16 protein-coding genes are annotated in these 21659 nt (G+C 33.7%); 11 read left to right on the top strand and 5 right to left on the bottom strand.

Translation table 11 applies throughout. The annotated features are described in order from the left end of the window. Positions 1–58 precede the first annotated feature (58 nt). Positions 59–1006: a bestrophin family protein gene (locus ACE01P_RS05380; protein ID WP_379695075.1), complete on the top strand. Its 948-nt coding sequence runs from the start codon at positions 59–61 to the stop codon at positions 1004–1006. 216 nt (positions 1007–1222) lie between these two features. Here the strand turns inward: ACE01P_RS05380 and ACE01P_RS05375 are convergent, their stop codons facing one another. After that, the gene (locus tag ACE01P_RS05375; RefSeq protein WP_379695073.1) at positions 1223–2644 is read right to left on the bottom strand and encodes a PLP-dependent aminotransferase family protein; all 1422 of its coding nucleotides are present in this window, start codon (positions 2642–2644) and stop codon (positions 1223–1225) included. A gap of 110 nt (positions 2645–2754) precedes the next feature. On the opposite strand from ACE01P_RS05375, the gene ACE01P_RS05370 reads away from it, so the two are divergent. From ACE01P_RS05370 to ACE01P_RS05345, 6 genes are all read left to right on the top strand, one after another. Beyond that, complete coding sequence (locus tag ACE01P_RS05370; RefSeq protein WP_379695071.1) at positions 2755–3669, top strand: EamA family transporter; 915 nt, start codon at positions 2755–2757, stop codon at positions 3667–3669. Between the two features lie 214 nt (positions 3670–3883). Continuing rightward, on the top strand, positions 3884–6148 hold the full coding sequence (locus ACE01P_RS05365) for an acyl-CoA dehydrogenase (protein WP_379695069.1): 2265 nt from the start codon (positions 3884–3886) through the stop codon (positions 6146–6148). Positions 6149–6361: 213 nt separating this feature from the next. Then, entirely contained in the window at positions 6362–8005 is a 1644-nt protein-coding gene (locus ACE01P_RS05360; RefSeq protein ID WP_379695067.1) for a DUF6377 domain-containing protein, read from the top strand. Between the two features lie 206 nt (positions 8006–8211). Further along, a complete protein-coding gene (locus ACE01P_RS05355; protein ID WP_379695065.1) occupies positions 8212–10428 on the top strand; it encodes a glycoside hydrolase family 3 C-terminal domain-containing protein in 2217 nt (738 codons plus the stop codon). A 116-nt stretch (positions 10429–10544) separates the two neighbouring features. After that, on the top strand, positions 10545–11192 hold the full coding sequence (locus ACE01P_RS05350) for a DUF1349 domain-containing protein (RefSeq protein ID WP_379695063.1): 648 nt from the start codon (positions 10545–10547) through the stop codon (positions 11190–11192). A 115-nt stretch (positions 11193–11307) separates the two neighbouring features. Then, positions 11308–12435, top strand: a complete 1128-nt coding sequence (locus ACE01P_RS05345) for an acyltransferase family protein (RefSeq protein WP_379695061.1) — start codon at positions 11308–11310, stop codon at positions 12433–12435. Between the two features lie 103 nt (positions 12436–12538). Here ACE01P_RS05345 and tyrS read toward each other — a convergent pair whose 3' ends face one another. From tyrS to ACE01P_RS05330, 3 genes are all read right to left on the bottom strand, one after another. After that, positions 12539–13741 (bottom strand): tyrosine--tRNA ligase, encoded by a 1203-nt coding sequence (gene tyrS, locus ACE01P_RS05340; protein WP_379695059.1) that lies wholly within the window; start codon positions 13739–13741, stop codon positions 12539–12541. Between the two features lie 442 nt (positions 13742–14183). Continuing rightward, positions 14184–15290 carry an NADH:flavin oxidoreductase gene (locus ACE01P_RS05335; RefSeq protein WP_379695057.1) on the bottom strand — a complete coding sequence of 369 codons (1107 nt, stop codon included), beginning with the start codon at positions 15288–15290 and terminating at the stop codon, positions 14184–14186. A 7-nt stretch (positions 15291–15297) separates the two neighbouring features. Continuing rightward, entirely contained in the window at positions 15298–15600 is a 303-nt protein-coding gene (locus tag ACE01P_RS05330) for a helix-turn-helix transcriptional regulator (protein WP_091496855.1), read from the bottom strand. 210 nt (positions 15601–15810) lie between these two features. Here ACE01P_RS05330 and ACE01P_RS05325 point away from each other — a divergent pair, with 210 nt between their 5' ends. Next, the gene (locus ACE01P_RS05325) at positions 15811–16302 is read left to right on the top strand and encodes a TlpA family protein disulfide reductase (RefSeq protein WP_379695055.1); all 492 of its coding nucleotides are present in this window, start codon (positions 15811–15813) and stop codon (positions 16300–16302) included. A 75-nt stretch (positions 16303–16377) separates the two neighbouring features. Here the strand turns inward: ACE01P_RS05325 and ACE01P_RS05320 are convergent, their stop codons facing one another. After that, positions 16378–16758, bottom strand: coding sequence for a hypothetical protein (locus tag ACE01P_RS05320; protein ID WP_379695053.1), 381 nt, complete (start codon positions 16756–16758; stop codon positions 16378–16380). Between the two features lie 211 nt (positions 16759–16969). Between ACE01P_RS05320 and galA the strand changes: the two genes are divergently transcribed. The 3 genes from galA to ACE01P_RS05305 all read left to right on the top strand — a co-directional run bounded on the left by galA (position 16970) and on the right by ACE01P_RS05305 (position 21607). Then, positions 16970–19792 carry a beta-galactosidase GalA gene (galA, locus tag ACE01P_RS05315; protein ID WP_379695051.1) on the top strand — a complete coding sequence of 941 codons (2823 nt, stop codon included), beginning with the start codon at positions 16970–16972 and terminating at the stop codon, positions 19790–19792. A 241-nt stretch (positions 19793–20033) separates the two neighbouring features. Beyond that, a complete protein-coding gene (locus ACE01P_RS05310; protein ID WP_379695049.1) occupies positions 20034–20903 on the top strand; it encodes a helix-turn-helix domain-containing protein in 870 nt (289 codons plus the stop codon). A gap of 305 nt (positions 20904–21208) precedes the next feature. Continuing rightward, a complete protein-coding gene (locus tag ACE01P_RS05305) occupies positions 21209–21607 on the top strand; it encodes a cupin domain-containing protein (RefSeq protein WP_379695047.1) in 399 nt (132 codons plus the stop codon). Positions 21608–21659 lie beyond the last annotated feature (52 nt).

Raw genomic sequence — 21659 nt, 5'->3', positions numbered from 1 at the left:
CTTAGAGACTAAGAATCTTAGCCCCTTAAAAAATATTAACTTAATTAAATCCGAAAATATGTTATTAAAGAAAAGAATACCAATGAAGTACGTTCTCGGGAAAATTAAAGTAGAAATTGTTCTAGTATTGGCTTATACCATACTATTTGAAATTTTTCACCATTATTTTATCAATCTTCCCGTAGATATTCCAATTGCCATTCCGACCATGATCGGAACCATTATATCCTTATTATTAGCCTTTAAGTCGAATCAGGCTTATGACAGATGGTGGGAAGCGCGAATTGTTTGGGGCGCTGTTGTAAACGACTCAAGAACTTTAATTCGTCAGGTTTTAACTTTTTATGAAGATCCAGATTTTTCTGTTGAAGCAAGCGAATTCAAAGAAAATTTTGCCAAAAGACAAATTGCGTGGTGTTATAGTCTTGGGCAGTCGCTTAGAAATAGAGACGCTGTAAAACCGCTTGAAGGTTTAATGAATGAAGAAGAAATTAAATACATCAAGAACCATCAAAACGTTCCGAATGCGATTTTAATGTTGCATGCAAGAGACTTGAAAAATGCAAAAAATGAAAAGAGATTGAATGTATATCAGCAAGTTGAAATCGATAATACATTGTCTAGATTGTGTGATGAAATGGGAAAATGTGAACGAATTAAAAACACGATTTTTCCAACAACATACAGCATGTACATTCGATTAACGCTGTGTTTGTTTATTCTGTTATTGCCTTTCGGATTAACAAGTGTTCTAAGCTGGTTTGCGATTCCGTTGATTACAGCAATTGGCGCTGCTTTCTTTTTGATTGAAAGAATGGCGATTCATTTGCAAGATCCGTTTGAAAACAGACCTACAGATACGCCAGTTACAGCAATTGCAAACACAATTGAAAAAAATATCAAGCAAATGCTGAACGAATATCAAAGCGAATTTGATATTCTAAAAGAATTTGATTTAAAAGATGAACCTAAGAAAGTCGAAAAGGACGCTTATTTTGTCTTATAACTATTTAATTTTGGTCTTCTTTTAATTGTTGGTTGGACAGTGAGTAGTTGCGCTGTCCAACATTTTTTTAATTCTAACACATAGAAACATAGTTTTTTAGGTGTGAAAAGGCGTTTCACTTATTTAAATACACATGGCTATGTGTGAGAAACTAGTTTCTTTCTTTATTCTTCTTCTTCGTAAAAGTAAAATCTATGTTTCTATGTGTTTAAAAAATTATAATTGCTTCGCCAATCTCCCCAATGTCTGAATCGCAGTTCTCAATTCATTAGACCAAGGCAATCCAAAACTTAATCGCATACAATTTGAAAACTGGTTCTGAAATGAGAAAATTCTCCCAGGAGCGATACTAATATTGTGTTTAAGCGCCAAATGATAAAAAGCAGCCGTATCGATTTTTTTATCCAATTCTACCCAAAGAAAAAATCCGCCTTGTGGCTGACTCACTTTGGTTCCCGCAGGAAAAGATTCTAAAATGGTATTGATATAATTCGTGCAATTTCGATTCAAAATCTGACGAATTTTTCTTAGATGATTTTCATAACGGCCATTTTTTAAGAAATCTCCAACCACTTCATGCGTAATAGTTGTATTGGAAATCGTATGATACAATTTCGTTCTTAAAACTTCCTTTTTAAATTTCCCTGGAGAAACCCAACCCACGCGGTAACCAGGAGCTAAAGTTTTAGAAACCGAACCGCAGCACAAAACAATTCCGCTTTCGTCATAGGTTTTGCAATTTGTTGGTCGGCTTGTGCCAAAATATAGATCTCCATGAATATCGTCTTCAATTAACGGAACATTGTAGAAATCCATCAAACGGACAATTTCTTTTTTATGTTCGTTAGGCAACATACTTCCAGACGGATTACTGAAATTGGACATCAAAACACAAGCTTTAACTTTGTTGGTAGAAAGCGTTTTTTTAACCGCTTCTAATTCAATTCCTGTTGTCATATTGGTTGGAAGTTCCATTACGTACAGCCCTAAAGATCGCGCCAATTGTAGGATTCCGAAATAAACTGGACTTTCAGTAATAATAGTATCGCCAGGTTTGGTCAGCGTTAATAAACAATCTGAAATAGCCGAAATACAGCCCGGAGTCGTTATAATATCATCTTCAGTCAAAGAACCACCCCACGTAAAAGACCAGCGGGCAATTTCCTTTCTTAAATTGCTATTTCCTTGAATTTCCTCATAACTCGTTCCGCTGTTGGGCAACTGACGCATGGCCTGAACCATTCCTTTATTCAATTTTGCAATCGGAAGTAATTCATTTGACGGAAATCCAAGCGAAAGCATTGTCACATCTTTAGAGCGCATGTCGCCATAAACCAAGTCGATTAAATCTTCACGTTCAATGTTTTCCAAACTTAAAATTGGAGTACTGGCAGAAGGTTCTGGAATAATTCGCGCAGAGATATTACTCACATAATAACCCGATTGAGGCCTTGATTCTATGAGAGAACGGCTTTCAACTTCGTAATACGCCTTGCTTACCGTACTCATGCTATAACCTGTTTCGGCACAAACTTCTCGTATAGAAGGCAGTTTGTCGCCAACGTTTAAAACACCCGATTTAATCTGTTTTTCGATTCGGTCAGCAAATTGAAGATATAAGTAATTCGAATTTTTCATGAGAAAATAAAAACTGTTACGCTGCAATTTACAAAAACTGTATCTGTATTGCTGTTTTATTTTTAAGAAATTTGCGTCATCAAAAGAAAACAATTCAAAAAAGCAATTTTGTGAAAACAACAAAGTATTATATCGCGGCGATTTCAGCCTTTATTATATGGGGACTTTTCAGTTTGGTTTTAAAGCCAATACACGAATATCCTTCATTAGATATTTTGTTTTTTCGCGTTTTTAGCTGTGCTGGTTTAATGCTTTTAATTGCTTTTTTATTCAAAAGAAAACAGATAAAAGAAACCGTTCAGATTTTTAAAGCTTTATCAAAATCAGAAAAAAGAAAATCGATTCTGCTAAATATTGGCGGAAGTGCATTTTTGATGGCCAATTGGTTTACATTCATTTATGTCGTAAATCATGTAAGCGTAAAAGCAGCTTCTTTGGCATATTTGGTTTGCCCAATTTTGACAACTTTACTAGCTTATTTTATATTGAAAGAAAAACTGCTAAAAACACAATGGCTTTCAGTAGGATTAAGTATTTCAGGATGTATCTTGCTTTCTTACAGCGATATAATGGATATGTTTTTCAGTATTGTTATTGGCTTAACGTACGCTGCGTATTTAGTAAGTCAACGTGCCAACAAAGGGTTTGATAAATTTATCGTTTTGACTTTTCATATTACATTGGCTGCATTATGTTTATTACCATTTTATCCAAGTTATGGAGGACCGGTTCCAACGGAATTTAAATTCTATTTCTGTATTGAAACAATCGCAATCTTATTTACAATTGTACCGCTTTTCCTGAATTTGTACGCACTTTCCGGAATCAATTCTTCGACAGTTGGAATGTTATTAAACATCAATCCGATGATAGCATTTGGATTGGCAGCCTTTGTTTTCAAAGAAAATATTACACCTTTACAAATTACAGCATACGGAATTATTTTTGCCGCAGTGTTAGTTTTTAATTCACATCATATTTTTGCTATAAAGCAAAAAATGGCCTCAATATCCAAAGGTTCATAGGGTTTAGTTTTCATATTTTTTATTGGTTTAAAATCGAAAATTATAAGAACCTTAACAGGATGTTTAAACAGGAATGATTATTTTTCATTCCTGTTTTTTTATGCGACAAAGTGTAATAAAATGATTGCCACGAATTTCACAAATTTTTATTCTTCATTAATTTTAATTCGTGGAATTCGTGGCGAAAAACTATTAAAAACCGAATACTATTGATATGAAAAATACCAAACTTCAAGCCTTTACTCCGTTATTTTATTTAGTGTGGTCAGACGATTTATTGACACAGAAAGAATTTGCAACTTTAAAAGAGTTTATCAATTCTCTGAATGTTCTGTCTGATGAAGAAAAAGAATATTTACTTTCTAAGGCAGATATTTCAAACCCGCCTTCGCGAAATGAACTCACACAATGGAAATTGGATATTGAAAAAAGTATTCAAGATACCTCTTCAATCAAGTCGATTTTTGATATTGCAAAAGCGCTTTCAGGAAACGATTTGGATTTAACTCCAATTGAATCTGATTTCAAAAAACTAGAAAATGATTTAGGTATTTTAGGAGAAGAAGCACTTCAAAACTTTAAAACTAAAGCCGGTTCTTTTACGGCCAATTCTCATACTGATGCGAGTTTCGATATTCAGAAAATCACTCAAATTTTAGATGGAAAAGAGGCTGCAATAATCGAAAGGGTAAAATCGGTGATTTCAAGACCTGAATTTGCTTATGAAACTTCGACTGATATTAATGTTTTCAGACAAACGGTTTACAAATGGTGTAAAATTCTAGCCGATGAAAATTTAGGAAGCATGGCGTATCCGAAAGAATACGGTGGAGGAGGAAATATCGAAGATTATTTTGCCATTATGGAAACGCTGAGTTACCACGATTTGAGTTTGGTAATTAAATTCGGAGTTCAGTTCGGGCTTTGGGGAATGAGTGTTCAATCTTTAGGAACAGAAAAACATTATGCTAAATATTTAAAAGATATTGGTTCGCTGAAACTTCCTGGCTGTTTTGCAATGACCGAAACGCATCACGGATCGAACGTGAAAGGTTTAGAAACTACAGCAACTTACAATCATAACGATCAGACTTTTACGATTCATACGCCAAATAAAAACGCTCAAAAAGAATATATTGGAAATGCAGCAGTTCACGGACAAATGGCAACTGTTTTTGCGAAATTAATTATTGATGATCATGATTATGGAGTAAACGCTTTTGTGGTTCCGTTACGAGATCCAAACGGAAATGTGGTAAACGGTGTTACAATTGGCGATTGCGGTCATAAAATGGGATTAAATGGCGTTGATAACGGAACAATTAGTTTCGATAACGTGGTGATTTCGAAAGAAAATATGCTGGATCGTTTTGCTTCTGTGAATGATAAAGGCGAATTCGAAAGTCCAATTCCGAGTGATAACAGACGATTTTTTACGATGTTAGGAACTTTGGTTGGAGGAAGAATCGGGATTCCGCGTTCGGCTTTAGCGGCAGCGAAATCAGGATTGACAATTGCCATTCGCTACAGCGATCAAAGAAGACAATTTGGACCAGAAGGAGGTTCTGAAGTTCCAATTTTAAACTACAGAATGCACCAACGCAGATTGTTGCCGCCTTTGGCTAAAACCTATGCTGTTCATTTTGCACTTCAATATTTAACAAACAGATTTTTAAATAGAACCGAAGCCGAAATGCAGGAAATCGAAGCATTGGCAGCCGGAATGAAATCATATTCTACTTGGAGCACGAGAGATATTTTGCAAGAATGCAGAGAAGCGTGTGGAGGAAAAGGTTATTTATCTGAAAACAGAATCGATGCGCTTAAAAACGACACTGAAATTTATACCACTTTTGAAGGCGATAATACTGTTTTAATGCAATTGGTTGCTAAAAATCGTTTAGCAGAATTCAGAAAGTCATTTGGAGAAATGGGTTCGTTAGGAATTATCAATTATGTGTATGAAAATGCTCTAACTGCAATTACAGAGAAAAATCCGATTGCTACACGCAAAACTGATGACGAACATTTGTTAGATGGAGAATTTCATCTTCAAGCATTCGTTCATAGAGAAAAAACAATTTTGGCTTCTGCTGCAAGACGTATCAAGAAATTGATCGATGGCGGATTAGAACCTTATGATGCTTTCAATGTAGTGCAACACCAAATGATTGATGTAGCTGAAGCCTATTTAGAGAGAATAATTTTAGAGCAATTTCAAATCGCAATAAAAGCGGTTGAAGACGAATCAGCGAAAGCTATTTTGACGAAATTGAATCAGTTATATGCGCTTTCTCAAATCGAAAAAAATAAAGCTTGGTATCTAGAAGACGGATATATGGAAGCAGTGAAAACTAAAGCTGTTCGTAAAATGGTAAATCAGCTTTGTTGGGACATTCGTCCAGATGCTGTGGCTCTGGTAAATGCCTTTAATATTCCAGAAAGCTGTTTATCTGCGCCGATTGCAACGCATTCATAGTTTTGAAAAAGAATTTTTTTATAAATGATTTCGGTTTGGATCATTCCAATTCGGAATCATTTTATTTATAACAAAGCTTATTTTGTTGTTTGGTTTTTGAATATCATAAAAATAATAAACACTCATTTTTGGTAGTTTCTAACCACTGTCAAATTAATTCATTTTTTATATTTTCGCTTTGTTATATTTGTAATTCCTTTATATAAAATCGCTTTGAAAAAATATTACTTATTTCTGTTTTTTATATTGAATTTTCCGCTTTTTGCATCGGAGAATACAGATGTTATTTTAAAAGAATTAAACGAAGCGATTAAAAATAAACAGCATTACGTAAAGATTAAAGAAGAGCGAATTCTTAATTTCAAGAAAATAAAATCGGATAATCTTACGAAAGAGCAGGAGTACAATTATAACAAAACATTGTATTTTGAATATCAGAAACTAAATTCAGATTCGGCTATTCAATACGTAAAAAAGAACCTTAAAATTGCTGAAGAACTTCAGAACAAAGAACTTTTCAATTTAGCGCAATTGCAATTGGTAACGCTTTATTCTTCATCAGGAAAATACCGTGAATCTGAAGCTCTTTTAAAAAGCATTAATAAAAAAAGTTTAGCAGCTTCATTGCTTCCAAACTATTATATTTCATATCGCGAGTTTTTCGAACATTATGCAGCAAATAGTTATAGCCCAGAATACAGAAAACAGATTGGAAAATATCGAGATTCGTTATTGAGTATTCTAAATCCGAATACGTTAGATTATAAAATCAATAGAATTCAGCAAGACATTTTTATTGATAGAAAATACACTGATCCCAAAAAGCAATTATTGGTTTTATTAAATAAAACAAAAGAGGAAAGTCCGCAATATGCGATGATTACTTATTTATTGGGAAAAATAGCAGAAGTTACACATGACTTAGAGTCTAGAAAAAAATACTATGCGCTTTCTGCCACTTCAGACATTAAAAATGCCAACAAAGACAATGCTTCATTGCAAGAATTGGCTTTGGTTTTTTACGAAATCGGCGATGTAGATATGGCGTATAAATTGACGCAATCTGCCATTGAAGATGCTTTGTATTGCAATGTTCAGTTTAGAACTTTATTGATGTCAGAAGTTTATTCGATTATCAACACCGTTTATTTAGAGCGTGAAGCCCAGCGAAAAAGCGACTTACAGATTTCTCTGCTTTGTATCAGTTTGCTTTCTTTGTTTTTATTGGTTGCAATTATTTACGTTTATAAACAGATGAAAAAGGTTTCGAGAATTAGAAGTGAACTTTATGAAACCAGTCAAAAATTAGCAGAATTAAACAAAGATATTACCGAAACCAACAATCAGCTTCAGGAAAGCAACTTGCAATTGTCTGAGTCTAATTTGGTTAAGGAAGAATATATTGCACATTTTTTCAGTCTTTGTTCGACTTACATCAACAAGCTGGAGAATTACCGCATTATTTTAAATAAAAAAGCTACGGCTAAACAATTCGACGAAATTTATAAAATATTAAAATCAACTACTTTGGTTGATAATGAATTAGAAGAATTGTACAAAAACTTCGATATTATATTTCTGAATTTATATCCAACATTCGTTAAAGATTTCAACGCACTATTAATTCCAGAAGAACAGATTGTTTTAAAGCAAAATGAATTGCTAAACACAGAGCTTCGAATTTTTGCTTTAATCAGACTTGGAATTACAGACAGTGTTAAAATAGCAGCATTTTTACGTTATTCTTTAAGCACAATTTACAACTACCGAACAAGAGCTCGAAATAAGGCGGCAGTTTCGCGAAATGATTTCGAAGAAATGGTGATGAAAATCGGTTCTATGGCTTTGAAAGCGTAAATATTTATTTTAAAACTACTACTTTTTTTGATGTAGTTTTAATTTTAAATGTTTGTTAGTCAGTATTTTAATTTTTTAAACCACTACTTTTTTCTATCTAAAAATAGAACTTGTACGATAACGTTTTAGTTTTACAATATGATAAAAAAAGTTTTTATATATAGACTTTATACTATTATCTAACTAATGCTTTAATTATTACTGTTATGTTAAAAAACGTTAAAACAATTGTTGTTTTACTTTTACTAGGTTCTGTGGGAATGAATGCGCAGAACAAAGTTCCAGTTTATCTAGACGATAAAAAACCGATTGAAGAGCGTGTAGAAGATGCGCTTAAACGAATGACTACCGATGAGAAAATTGCCATGATTCATGCGCAGTCTAAATTTAGTTCTCCAGGTGTAAAACGCCTTGGAATTCCAGAAAACTGGATGACCGATGGACCACACGGAATTCGTACAGAGGTAAAATGGGACGAATGGGATCAAGCAGGATGGACAAACGATTCTTGTATTGCTTTCCCAGCGCTTACTGCACTTTCATCAACTTGGAATAAAGAATTATCTTCTTTGTATGGTAAATCTATTGGAGAAGAAGCACGTTTCCGTAACAAAAACGTATTATTAGGACCTGGTGTAAACATCTACAGAAGCCCATTAAACGGCCGTAACTTCGAATATATGGGAGAAGATCCGTTTTTGGCTGCAAAAATGGTGGTTCCTTACATTAAGGGAGTTCAAGCAAATGGAGTTGCTGCCTGCGTAAAACACTTCGCATTAAACAATCAAGAAACAAACCGTAACTCAGTTAACGTAATTGTTGACGATCGTGCATTGTACGAAATTTATCTTCCTGCTTTTAAAGCTGCAGTTCAAGAAGGTGATGTTTGGTCAATTATGGGATCTTACAATAAATATAAAGGACAGCAATGTTGCCACAACGAATATTTGTTAAACGATATTCTTCGCGGAGAATGGGGTTTCAAAGGAGTTGTAGTTTCAGATTGGGGTGGAGTTAACGATACTAAACAAGCGATTCACAATGGTTTGGATATGGAATTCGGTTCTTGGACAAATGGGCTTTCTTGGGGAACAAGCAATGCTTATGACAATTACTATTTAGCGAAACCATATTCTGAAATGATCAGAAAAGGAGAAATTGGGACTAAAGAATTAGACGAAAAAGTACGTCGCATTCTACGTTTATCTTTCTTGACTACAATGGATAGAAACCGTCCTTTCGGATCTTTTGGAACTGAAGAACACGCTATTGCTGGCCGTAAAATTGCTGAAGAAGGAATTGTTTTATTGCAAAACAATAACAACATTTTGCCAATCAATCTTTCTAAAACGAAAAAGATTGCTGTAATTGGAGAAAATGCGATCAAAATGATGACAGTTGGTGGAGGAAGTTCTTCGCTTAAAGCAAGATACGAAATTACGCCGCTTGAAGGTTTAAAGAAAAGAATCGGAAACCAAGCTGAAATCGTTTATGCTAGAGGTTATGTTGGAGATCCAACAAGTAACTATAACGGAGTTGTAGCAAAAGTAAGTTTAGAAGAAAAACGTCCGCAAGCAGAATTAACTGCAGAAGCTTTAAAAATTGCTAAAGATGCAGATATCGTTCTTTTCATTGGAGGTTTGAACAAAAGTGAAAATCAAGATGACGAAGGACATGATCGTAAACATTTAGAATTGCCTTATGGTCAAGATAAATTAATCAGCGAATTAGCGAAAGTAAATAAAAACATTGTTTTCGTAAATATCTCTGGAAATGCTGTGGCAATGCCTTGGATTAAAGAAGTTCCTGGAGTTGTTCAAGGATGGTTTTTAGGAACTGAAGCTGGAAATGCTTTGGCAAATGTTTTGGTTGGAGATGTAAATCCTTCTGGAAAATTATCTTTCACTTTCCCAGTAAAATTAGCTGATAACGGAGCTCACGCTTTAGGAGAATTTCCAGGTGGAGACGATGTAAAATACAACGAAGGAATTTTTGTTGGATACCGTTGGGTTGACAAAAACAAAATCAAACCATTGTTCTCTTTTGGACACGGTTTAAGCTACACGACTTTTGCTTACGGAAAAGTAACAGCTGACAAAAAACAAATTAACGCAGGAGATAAAATTACATTCTCTGTTAATGTAAAAAATACTGGAAGCAGAGAAGGTTCTGAAGTGGTGCAATTGTACATCACAGATGTAAAATCTTCATTGCCTCGTCCGATAAAAGAATTAAAAGGTTTTGAGAAAGTAGCTCTTAAAGCTGGAGAAGAAAAAACAGTTACGTTTACAATTGATAAAGCGGCTTTAAGTTTCTTCGATGATAAAAAACATGACTGGGTTGCAGAACCTGGTGATTTTGAAGCGATTATTGGTGCTTCATCAACAGATATAAAATCTAAAGTGAATTTCACACTTAAATAAGTTTATTTCTAAAAATTGGTTGGTTGGTAAAGCTGCAAGTGTAAAAATTTGCAGCTTTGCTTTATATGTAAAATGTTAGATGTTTAAAGTTTTGACATCTATTAAAAATATATTTTATGAAACGAATAGTACTATTTGGAACTTTATTTCTTTTATTTCAAAATCTTTCAGCACAAAGCCTAAATAAAATGCAATGGTTTAATGAACCTGAAAAATGGGAAATTAAAAACAATGCATTGATTATGAATGTTACCGCAAACAGCGATTATTGGAGAATCTCACACTACGGATTCACAGTTGACGATGCGCCTTTTTACTATGCCAATTATGGTGGAGAATTTGAAGCAAAAGTAAAATTGACTGGAAATTATATCGCACGTTTTGACCAAATGGGATTAATGATTCGTATTGATGAGAAAAATTACATCAAAACAGGAGTAGAATTTGTTGACGGAAAATTTAATGTTAGCACCGTTGTAACACACGATAAAAGTGATTGGAGCGTAACAACTTTAGATAAAGTGCCACCTTTTATTTGGATTAAAGCCGTAAGACGATTAGACGCCGTTGAAATATTCTATTCTTTTGATGATAAAAACTACATTATGACCAGAAATGCGCCTTTGCAAGATAATACGCCTGTTATGGTTGGTTTAATGGCAGCTTCTCCAGATGGAAAAGGCTTTGAAGCTAAATTCGAAAACTTTACCGTAAAACATCTTCCAGACCAAAGAAGAGCAGAATGGCTTAAAAATCACCAGTAATAATTATGAGTTATGAGTTATGAATTAGAAGTTTTGCGAGCTTTATTTAATTCACTAGTTTAACTCTCAACTGACACCATCAACCATCAACCATCAACAATAAACTATCAACCAAATGAATATTAAACCAAAAAAACATTACGAAATTCTGGACGGACTGCGTGGAGTTGCGGCTATTTTGGTCGTTGCTTTTCATATTTTTGAAGCTTTTGCAGGCGGAAATCGTTTTGTACAAATTATAAACCACGGATATCTTGCTGTAGATTTCTTTTTCCTTTTATCTGGATTCGTTGTCGCTTACGCGTATGATGATCGCTGGGGAAAAATGACGCAATGGGAATTTTACAAACGTCGATTAATCCGTTTACAGCCAATGGTGATCATGGGAATGATAATCGGGGCAATATTTTATTATTTTCAAGCCTCAGATATTTTATTTCCAATGATTGGAGGAATGGAAGTGTGGAAAGTTATTCTAACTATGGTAATTGGTTTTACATTATTGCCAATTCCGCCTTCATTAGAAATTAGAGGTTGGGGAGAAATGCATCCTTTAAATGGTCCGGCATGGTCACTTTTTTTCGAATATATTGCAAACATCTTGTACGCCTTAATCTTCCGTAAATTTTCGAATAAAGTAATGTCAGTTTTTGTATTGATATTTGCCGGACTGTTAATTAATTATACAGTTTTTGGACCAAAAGGAGATGTAATTGGCGGATGGTCACTGAATTTGGAACAAATGAATGTTGGTTTTACACGACTATTATTCCCATTTTTCGCTGGAGTTTTATTATGCCGTTTAGGAAAATTAATCCATGTAAAAAATGCATTTTGGATTTGCAGTATTTTAATCACGATTGTTTTAGCATTGCCAAGATTCGGAGACGAAAATAGCCTTTGGATCAACGGTATTTACGAATCAATTTGTATTATTTTAATTTTTCCACTTATTGTAGCAATTGGAGCAGGAGGAGAGATTAAAAACGAGTTTTCATTAAAAATATGTAAACTTCTAGGAGATATTTCATATCCAATTTATATTACACATTATCCGTTAATTTACTGGTTTACAGCTTGGGTTGTAGACAATAAAGTAACTATGGAAAAAGGATATTTAGAAGGAATTGGAGTTCTAATTGTAAGCATAATATTGGCTTTTGTATGTTTGAAATTATACGATGAACCAGTTAGAAATTGGCTTGTCAAGAAGTTTCAAAATAAAAAGATAATACAAGCATAAAGAGTTTTTTTAGAGTTTGTAATTTTTGTTAGTTACAAATACGAAAAGGGATAAAACGTTTTGTTTTATCCCTTTTTTATTTATTATTTCCAATGAAAAACAACTATTGTAATTCGTAAAAGTTTCTTTTTCCAATTTTAATCTTTGTTTCTTTTTTCAACGAAATCAATTCATATGGATTGATAATTTTTTCATTGTTAATCTGAACAGCGCCGCTTTCAATCAATCTTCTGTTGGCTGATTTTGTAATGTCATTTTTGATGAATGCACAAAGATCTATTAATGCCATTTCATCAGTCTTATTTTCTAAAGAAGAAATTAAAACAGGAATAAACGATTTTGTTTCTGCATTTTTACTTTGAAATTGATTAATGAAAAATTGTTCTGCTTGTTCTGCTTCATTTTGATTATGGTATTGACTGATGATATTTTTAGCAATCAATTTTTTAATATTCATCGGGTTTTCATTCTCTAATCTTTTCTTAATTTCTTCTTTTTCTTCGAATGAAAAGTCGGTTGTCAATTCCAAAAATTCCAAAATAAGGTCGTCGGGGATTGACATGGTTTTGCCAAACATTTCATTCGGTTCGTCAATCAATCCGATTGTATTATGAAGCGATTTGCTCATTTTTTCTTTTCCATCCAATCCTTTCAGTAAAGGCATGCACATCACAATTTGTCCTGAAAGTTTAAAACTTTCTTGTAATTGTCTCCCCATTGTGCAATTAAATAACTGATCTGTTCCGCCCATTTCGATATCAGCATTAATTTTAACCGAATCAAAACCTTGCAAAATGGGGTAAACCAGTTCGTGCATTGCAATTGGTGTATTTTCAGTAAAACGTTTATTAAAATCATTTCGATGCATTAATTGTGCAACTGTCACATTCGACATAATCTGAATTACTTCAGAAAAAGGAAGTTCGTCCAACCATTCCGAATTAAAAACAATTTTAGCTTTTTCAACATCAATAATTTTAGATAATTGCGAAATGTATGTTTCTGCATTATGCTGAACTTCTTCAATGCTTAAAGGCTTTCGACTTTTATTTTTTCCAGTTGGATCACCAATTCTAGCTGTAAAACTTCCCACAACAATGACGATTTGATGCCCTAAATCTTGAAATTGTTTTAGTTTTTTAAGCACAACAGCATGTCCCAAATGCAAATCTGGAGCAGTTGGATCAAAACCTAGTTTGATAATTAATTTTCTGTTCTCTTTTTCAGCCTGATTTAATTTTTCTTCTAAGCCATTTTCAGGAAGAAATATGGCGGCATTTTCTTTTAGTTTTTGAATTGTTTCCATTTTTTTGAAAATAAAAAAGCCCGGACAAAATGCCCGGGCTTTAAGGTTTATATAATTTATCGATTTAATTTATAGTCGTGAATACGTTGAATTATATGCATAGCCTATCCGAGCAGATATTATTGCATAATAATAAGTGCTGAAAAATGGAAGACGTAATATGCTGTTCAAGAATTTCATATCGACTGCAAAGATAAATGTTTTATACTAAATTTTAATTCGTTGTGTGAAATACAATAAATAAAATCGAATTTGATCTGCTGAAATCTTTTAAAATCTGCGTGAAAAATTGATGCGCAAAAGTATTTCACGCAGATTTTAAAAGATTTCAGCAGATTTACACAGATTTGAATTTAAAACCTGTATTATAGAAAATAAAAAAGGTTCAAAGGGAAAAACTTTGTCCCTTTGAACCTTTGCAACTTTGGATCTTAAAAAAAACTTATTCTAAAACTAATTCTGCTAAAGCTTCTTTAGTGAAACCTTTTAATTCATCTGTTTTTCCAGCTTTGATTTTAGCAACCCAGTTTGGATCAGATAAAAGAGGTCTTCCAACAGCAACCAAATCAAAATCACCTCTGTCGAAACGTCTGTTTAATTCCTCTAAAGAAGTTGGCTCAGAACTTTCTCCAGCAAATGCTCCGAAGAAATCACCAGAAAGTCCAACAGAACCCACTGTAATAGTTGGAGCTCCCGTTACTTTTTTAGCCCATCCTGCAAAGTTTAAATCAGAACCTTCAAATTCTGGCTCCCAGAAACGACGCTGTGAAGCGTGAATAATATCAACACCAGCATCAACAAGAGGAGTAAGCCAAGCTTCTAATTCTTGCGGATTTTTAGCCAATTTATAATTGTAATCAGAAGGCTTAAATTGAGAAAAACGCATAATTACAGCAAAGTCATTTCCAACTTGTTTTCTCACTTCTTTTACTACTTCAATGGCAAAACGGTTACGTTCTGGAAGTGTTTTTCCTCCATAAATATCTTCACGCAAGTTAGTTTCAGCTCTAAAGAATTGGTCAATTAAATAACCGTGTGCACCGTGAATTTCAACAGTATCAAAACCTAATCTTTTAGCATCAGCAGCAGCTTTTCCAAAAGCAAGAATAGTTTCTTCAATATCTTTTTCAGTCATGGCAACACCATTTCTAAAATCAGGACGGTTTAATCCAGACGGACCTTCAAAAGGAACTGGTGGAACCCATCCAGAATGGTGGTTGTCCATAATTCCCATATGCCAAATCTGCGGAGCCATTTTTCCGCCCGCAGCATGAACTTCGTCAATAACTTTTTTCCATCCGTTTAAAGCCAAATCACCATGAAAGTGAGGAACATTAGCATCATTAGAAGAAGATTTCCTGTCAATAACAGTTCCTTCAGATAAAATTAATCCAACTTCGCCTTCAGCTCTTTTTTGGTAATAAGCTGCGACTTCATCCGTTGGAACTCCGTTAGGAGAGAAAGAGCGCGTCATTGGCGCCATTACGATTCGGTTTTTAAGATTTAACGTCTTTAGGTTAAATTCAGAAAATAGGTTGTTTGTACTCATAGTAATTTTACAAATTAGATTGAATTAATTTACTGAGTGCTTCAAAGGCACCTTCGTTACGTTTATAATAAGTCCATTGTCCAACACGTTTGGCTTCGATAAAACCAGCGCGCTGTAAAATAGACAGGTATTCGGATACTGTGGATTGTGTCAAACCAGCTTTAGCCTGAATCTGCCCAACGCAGACACCGTGCTCAAATCCAGCATGTTCAAGCTGTCCCGGAAAGTTAATTTCTGGTTCTTTTAGCCATTCCAGCATTTGTAATCTGGATTTATTGGATAATGCTTTAAAAATTTCGATCGTTTCCATGGCGCAAATATATCGACTTTTCTCGATATACCAATTAAGCAAATAAGATTTAGGATAAATTTATGATAGGATAGGAGAAAGTTTTTATTAAGCTTAGGGATTTTGTCAAAGAAAAATTATATTTGTTTTTAGAAAAATCTCGTAATCGTGATAGCTGTCAGAATTGCGAGAAACTAAAACAGCCCCATAATTTATTAAATAAACTTAATCATGAAAAAAACTTTACTTATCGTAGCGTTCTTATGTTGCGTAATTACCAGTTCTAAAGCACAAGTTGTAGGTGTAGATGTTGGAGATATTGCTCCAGAAATTGATCTTCCAAATGCAAGAGGAGAAAAAATAGCATTGTCTTCTTTAAGAGGTACTTGGGTTTTAGTTGACTTTTGGGCTTCTTGGTGCAAACCTTGCATTGATGAGCAACCTCTATTGATAAAATTACACAATCAATATGCTGGTTACTTATCTATTTATGGTGTTTCTATGGATACAAAAAAGCCATTATGGACAGGAGCAATTGCAAAAGCAAAATTGCCTTGGACAAACGTTAGCGACTTAAAATACTGGCAATCTCCAGTAGTTGGCGATTATATGTTGCAAGCTGTTCCATTAAACTTTTTAATTGATAAAAACGGAATTATCGTAGCAAAAAATATTCACGGACAGGCTTTAGAAGATAAAATCAAAACTTTGTTTGTAGAGTAATTGATTTAAGAGAAAAGCGCTTTACGTCTTAAAAATAAAAAAGCCTAATCGTAATGATTAGGCTTTTAATTTTTTCTAAGACTCTTTAATAACTTTCTTCACCCCGCCAAAACTCGTTTTCAGCATTTCTCTAATCTGAAACTGCGTTTTGTTTCCCGATGCGTTTTTCCAATCTTTGAGATCAAAAATATGAATTTGATCTGCGTAAGGATTTGTTAAAAATGAAATTCGTGAAATCGTATATTTATAATATTTCAGTTCGTGCGAAACATGTCGATTAGGAACAACAATTATTATATTTTCCCAATTCAAAAAGTCTTTCGGAACATCTTTTCTTTCTAATAATCCTAAAGATTCAAAAAAGGCAACAATCTTCTGATCATTAAGTTTACTAATCTTATGATCAAGGCTTTTAAAAGTACTTTGGAGTCTATTTTCGTTAATAATAGTACTCATAGTGTAATTGCTTTTTGTGATTTTAATATAAAATTACGCCAAAAGAAAATCATTTTTAAATCTAAAGCCATTAGATTCATTCTAAATTTTAAAACCTGCTTTATAGCTATTTGAGATGAACGAGTTATCATGTTTTGATAAAATACTATTAATTCTTTTTCTTTAAAAGCCTTATTTTTATCGTTATTTGATTTTACTAACAACCAAACCTATGAAAACCACTTTTTTACTAAGAACAATTTTTTATGTTTTAATTCTATTTTCAATTCCTGTTTGTGCGCAAAACAAATCGAACAGAGAGCTTATTTTAATTGATAAAGATTGGCGATTTTCATTCGGACATTTGTACGATACCAAAAAAGATTTCGGTCACGCAGAAGGTTATTTTTCCTATTTAACTAAAACTGGATTTGGCGACGGGCCTGCTGCAAAAGATTTTGACGATCGTGCTTGGAGAAAATTAGATTTGCCGCACGATTGGGCAGTCGAACAGCCTTTTAGCGAAAGCGCAAGTTTCAGCCACGGATTTAAAGCAGCGGGTAAAAACTATCCTGAGAAAAGCATTGGATGGTACAGAAAAAAGATAAATGTTTCTAATGATGATTTAGGAAAAATTATTTCTTTAAAATTTGATGGTGTTTTTAGAAATTCAAAGGTCTTTTTTAACGGATTTTATTTAGGAACACAAGAAAGCGGTTATAATGGTTTTGAGTATGATGTAACGGCTTACGTAAATTATGGAGGAGAAAATACAATCGTTGTTCGAGTTGATGCTTCGATGGAAGAAGGATGGTTTTATGAAGGCGCAGGGGTTTATAGACACGTTTATTTGCAGAAAACAAATCCGATTCACGTAGTTCAAAACGGGACTTATGTTACTTCAGAAATTACAAATGATAATGCTTCGATTACCGCAGAAGTAAAGCTCGAAAATAAAGGTCATTTTAAAGTAAATGTAGAAATAAATCAAACAATTTTGGATGTTTCAGGAAAACAAGTTGCTATAAATTCTGAAAATGTTAAGGCTCCTGAATTCTACAAAACAAATGCTTATTCGTCAAAATTAAATGTCAAAAATCCGCTTTTATGGGATATTGATTCGCCAAATTTATATCAATTAATTACAGAAATAAAAAGCGAAGGAAAAGTAATTGACAGCTATAAAACCTCTTTCGGAATCAGAACAATAAAATTTGATCCAGAAAATGGTTTTTTTCTTAACGGAAAACCTGTAAAACTGAAAGGAACAAACAACCATCAAGATCACGCCGGAATTGGAACAGCGCTTCCAGATGAAATTCAGTATTACAGAATTGCAAAACTGAAAGAAATGGGTTCCAATGCGTATCGTTGTTCGCATCATCCGCCAACGCCAGAATTGTTGGATGCTTGTGATAAATTAGGAATGCTCGTTATTGATGAAACTCGATTGATGGGAATTAACGATTATCATTTAAATGATTTACAGCGAATGATGGAACGTGACCGTAATCATCCGAGTATTTTCTGCTGGTCGGTTGGAAATGAAGAATGGCAGATTGAAGGCGGAATTACAGGCGAAAGAATTACGAATATCATGCAGGATTTCAGCAAAAGCATTGATCCGACAAGACCCGTAACAGTAGGAATCAGCAGTGGATTTAAAAGCGGAATTTCTAATGTAGTTGAAATTATGGGTTATAATTATTTAGGAAACGGAGATATAGATGCCCACAGAAATCAGTTTAAACAGCAGCCAGGAATGGGAACCGAAGAAGGTTCGACGTTTGCAACACGAGGAATTTATTTTATAGATGATACAAAACATTATCAAAGTGCTTACGATAAAAAGCCTAGACCAACTTTTTACAGTATAGAAGAAGGCTGGAAATTCTATGCTGAAAGGCCTTATTTGGCAGGAATGTTTATCTGGACAGGTTTTGATTATCGTGGCGAACCGACGCCTTATGGTTGGCCGTCTGTAACTTCTTATTTCGGAATGATGGATGTTTGCGGTTTCCCGAAAGACAATGTTTTCTATTTAAAATCTTGGTGGGGAAAAGAGCCAGTTTTGCATTTGCTCCCGCATTGGAATTGGAGCGGAATGGAAGGCAAGCAAATTGATGTTTGGGCTTATTCGAATTGCGATGAAGTAGAGCTTTTTCTAAACAAAAAGAGTTTAGGAAAAAAGAAAATGGAACAAAACGGACATTTAGAATGGAAAGTAAATTACGCTCCAGGAACTTTAGAAGCCATTGGATATAAAAACGGTAAAAAAGTTTTGACTGATGTTCAAAAAACAACTGGAAAATCAGAAAATATCAAATTATCATTAGATAAGGAAAATGTTTTTAAAGGAAATGTTTCTGTCATAACGGTTGAAACGACAGATAAAAATGGTTTGCATGTTCCAACAGTAAATGATGAAATTACGTTCTCTGTAAAAGGTGGAAAAATTTTAGGAGTTGGAAATGGAGATCCAACTTCGTTAGAAAGAGATCAGTTTATTGATAACATAGAGTTGGTTGCTATAAGTAATTTTAAAGAACAAAAAGAAACAAATGCGACTCTGCCTCAGAATTTGCCAAATTATTCTGAAAATGAATGGACAGAAGCTTTTAAAGATCGTGATTATAAAAAACAAGCGCCGTCGTATATTTATAAAGGTGAATTTGATTTGAAAAATAATTCAGCTTCCAATGTGGTGAGTTTCTTTTATAAAAAAATAGGAGTAGAAACTGTAGTTTTTGTGAACGGAAATAAAGTAGAACCAAGTAAAGAAGATGCTCAAAAATATATTTTGAATGCCTCTATTTTAAAAGAAGGAAAAAATACAATTCACATTGCCTCAACTCCTTTGCAAAAAGTAAAAGACTGGGATGTTATGAATACAGATCCAGGAACTATTCAAGTCATAACACCTGCGGAATCTTGGAAGAGAAAGCTTTTTAATGGTTATGCTCAAATCATTATCCAGAAAGATGAAAATGGAAAAGAAGTGGTTTTGTCTGCTTCCGCGAAAGGATTGCTGATAGGAACTTTAGTTGTAAAATAGTTTCACGCAGATTAAAAAAAGATTTAAGCAGATAAATACAGATTATTATTGATCAAAATTAAATCTGCTTAAATCTGTAAAATCTGCGTGAAAATTAACTTTGCGCCTCAGCGACTTTGCGAGCATATCCCTTTAAAAAAATACTTTGCGAACTTTGCAAAAAATCTTTGCGTGCCTTGCGGTTAAATTTCAAACAAAAAATTAACAAAAGAATAATGTTTGATTTTCATAACTTTGCAAAATGAATAATCAAACAGAAACTCAGAATTGCGATTTCACTTCAGATTTGAAGATGAAAGGTTTTAAAGTTTATCCTATAAATGGTGATTTCAGTAAAGTTCCCGTTTACAGTAGAAGAGACTTTTATAAAATTTGCATTAATACCAGCAAAAGCATCATACAATACGCTGACCGCGGAATAGAAACCGACGGAACAATTCTGTTTTTTGGTAATCCGATTATTCCTTATTCTTGGGAAACTGTTTCTGAGAAATACGAAGGCTATGCCTGTGTTTTTACGGAAGAGTTTTTTAAAACCAAAGACAGATCAGAAACACTTCAGGAATCGCCTTTATTCAAAATAGGAGGAACACCAATTTTTACTTTAACCCCTGAACAAAAAGTGTTTATCGATTCATTATTCCGAAAAATGATTGAAGAATATGATACAGATTATGCATTTAAAGACGATTTGATGCGCAGTTACGTTAATTTGATTATTCATGAATCAATGAAAATGCAGCCTTCAGAGAACTTTTTTAAACATAAAAATGCTTCTTCGAGAATTACTTCTTTGTTTTTAGAATTGCTAGAAAGACAATTTCCGATAGAGACTAAAAACCAGCCTTTAGCTTTAAAAACACCTCAGGATTACGCGCAGAGCCTTTCTGTACACGTAAATCATTTAAATCGTTCGGTAAAAGAAATTACAGGAAGACCAACTACGGCACACATTACCGATAGAGTCATCAACGAAGCAAAAGCTTTATTGCAGCATACAGATTGGAGCATTTCTGATATTGGTTATTCGCTTGGATTTGAATATCCGAGTTATTTCAATAATTACTTTAAAAGACTTACAGGAACGGTTCCGAAATCGCTTCGGATGTAAATTGTTTCAATTTCTTAATTTTTTGTTTGAATATTGTTATTTCGGCATTGTAGTATTGTTCTACATTTGCCCTGAAATAAACAACGAATCTTTGTATCAGTTTTTAAATGACTAAATAATACTTCACAAAAGCGATGTCCAGCTTTACTATTTAGTTTTAAAATTTTTGATAGTAGAAAAATATAAATTTTTAAAGTATTGCTAAAAATCAAAATCTCCTTCTAGAAAGAGATTCGCTGTACTGATTATTTCACTGAAATAATAACAACTTTAAAATTAATTATTAACCTAAAAACAACGAAATTATGTCGACACATTTCACTGCTGTAATCGAAGAAGGTAAAATTCCAAATACTTATATGACAGGCGAAGTGTCATATAAAAAGCAGACAAGCGAAATTCACCCCGAAAATACTGTTATCAAAGATATTTCTTTTGAACCCGGAGCAAGAAGTAACTGGCACAGTAACGCAAGTCTGCAATTAATCATTGTAACCGATGGAGTTGGATATTACCAAGAACGAGGCGGGCAAATTAATCTTATCGAAAAAGGAAAAGTAATCACAGTTTTACCAGGTGTAGAGCATTGGTACGGAGCAACTCCGAAAACTAGATATTCTCACATCACAATTGTCACAGAAGTAGACAAAGGTTCTGGAACATGGTTGGACAGTGTTACTGATGAAGAATATTATTCTTTTTAAGGTTCTGAGATACTAAGATACTGAGGCGCTAAGTTTTTTAAGCAGATTTTGC

This window comes from Flavobacterium sp. HJSW_4 (assembly GCF_042436695.1).
Lineage (GTDB): Bacteria > Bacteroidota > Bacteroidia > Flavobacteriales > Flavobacteriaceae > Flavobacterium.
Note: the sequence above shows the minus strand (reverse complement) of the source record. Positions and strands in the feature narration are given on the sequence as shown.

Excerpts from the sequence above, each read along its gene's own strand:
- ACE01P_RS05380 (WP_379695075.1), top strand. The coding sequence starts at position 59 with ATGTTATTAAAGAAAAGAATACCAATGAAGTACGTTCTCGGGAAAATT.
- ACE01P_RS05335 (WP_379695057.1), bottom strand. The coding sequence starts at position 15,290 with ATGAGTACAAACAACCTATTTTCTGAATTTAACCTAAAGACGTTAAAT.
- ACE01P_RS05375 (WP_379695073.1), bottom strand. The coding sequence starts at position 2,644 with ATGAAAAATTCGAATTACTTATATCTTCAATTTGCTGACCGAATCGAA.
- ACE01P_RS05365 (WP_379695069.1), top strand. The coding sequence starts at position 3,884 with ATGAAAAATACCAAACTTCAAGCCTTTACTCCGTTATTTTATTTAGTG.
- galA (WP_379695051.1), top strand. The coding sequence starts at position 16,970 with ATGAAAACCACTTTTTTACTAAGAACAATTTTTTATGTTTTAATTCTA.
- ACE01P_RS05325 (WP_379695055.1), top strand. The coding sequence starts at position 15,811 with ATGAAAAAAACTTTACTTATCGTAGCGTTCTTATGTTGCGTAATTACC.
- ACE01P_RS05330 (WP_091496855.1), bottom strand. The coding sequence starts at position 15,600 with ATGGAAACGATCGAAATTTTTAAAGCATTATCCAATAAATCCAGATTA.
- ACE01P_RS05320 (WP_379695053.1), bottom strand. The coding sequence starts at position 16,758 with ATGAGTACTATTATTAACGAAAATAGACTCCAAAGTACTTTTAAAAGC.
- ACE01P_RS05345 (WP_379695061.1), top strand. The coding sequence starts at position 11,308 with ATGAATATTAAACCAAAAAAACATTACGAAATTCTGGACGGACTGCGT.
- ACE01P_RS05305 (WP_379695047.1), top strand. The coding sequence starts at position 21,209 with ATGTCGACACATTTCACTGCTGTAATCGAAGAAGGTAAAATTCCAAAT.
- ACE01P_RS05355 (WP_379695065.1), top strand. The coding sequence starts at position 8,212 with ATGTTAAAAAACGTTAAAACAATTGTTGTTTTACTTTTACTAGGTTCT.
- ACE01P_RS05350 (WP_379695063.1), top strand. The coding sequence starts at position 10,545 with ATGAAACGAATAGTACTATTTGGAACTTTATTTCTTTTATTTCAAAAT.
- ACE01P_RS05310 (WP_379695049.1), top strand. The coding sequence starts at position 20,034 with ATGAATAATCAAACAGAAACTCAGAATTGCGATTTCACTTCAGATTTG.
- tyrS (WP_379695059.1), bottom strand. The coding sequence starts at position 13,741 with ATGGAAACAATTCAAAAACTAAAAGAAAATGCCGCCATATTTCTTCCT.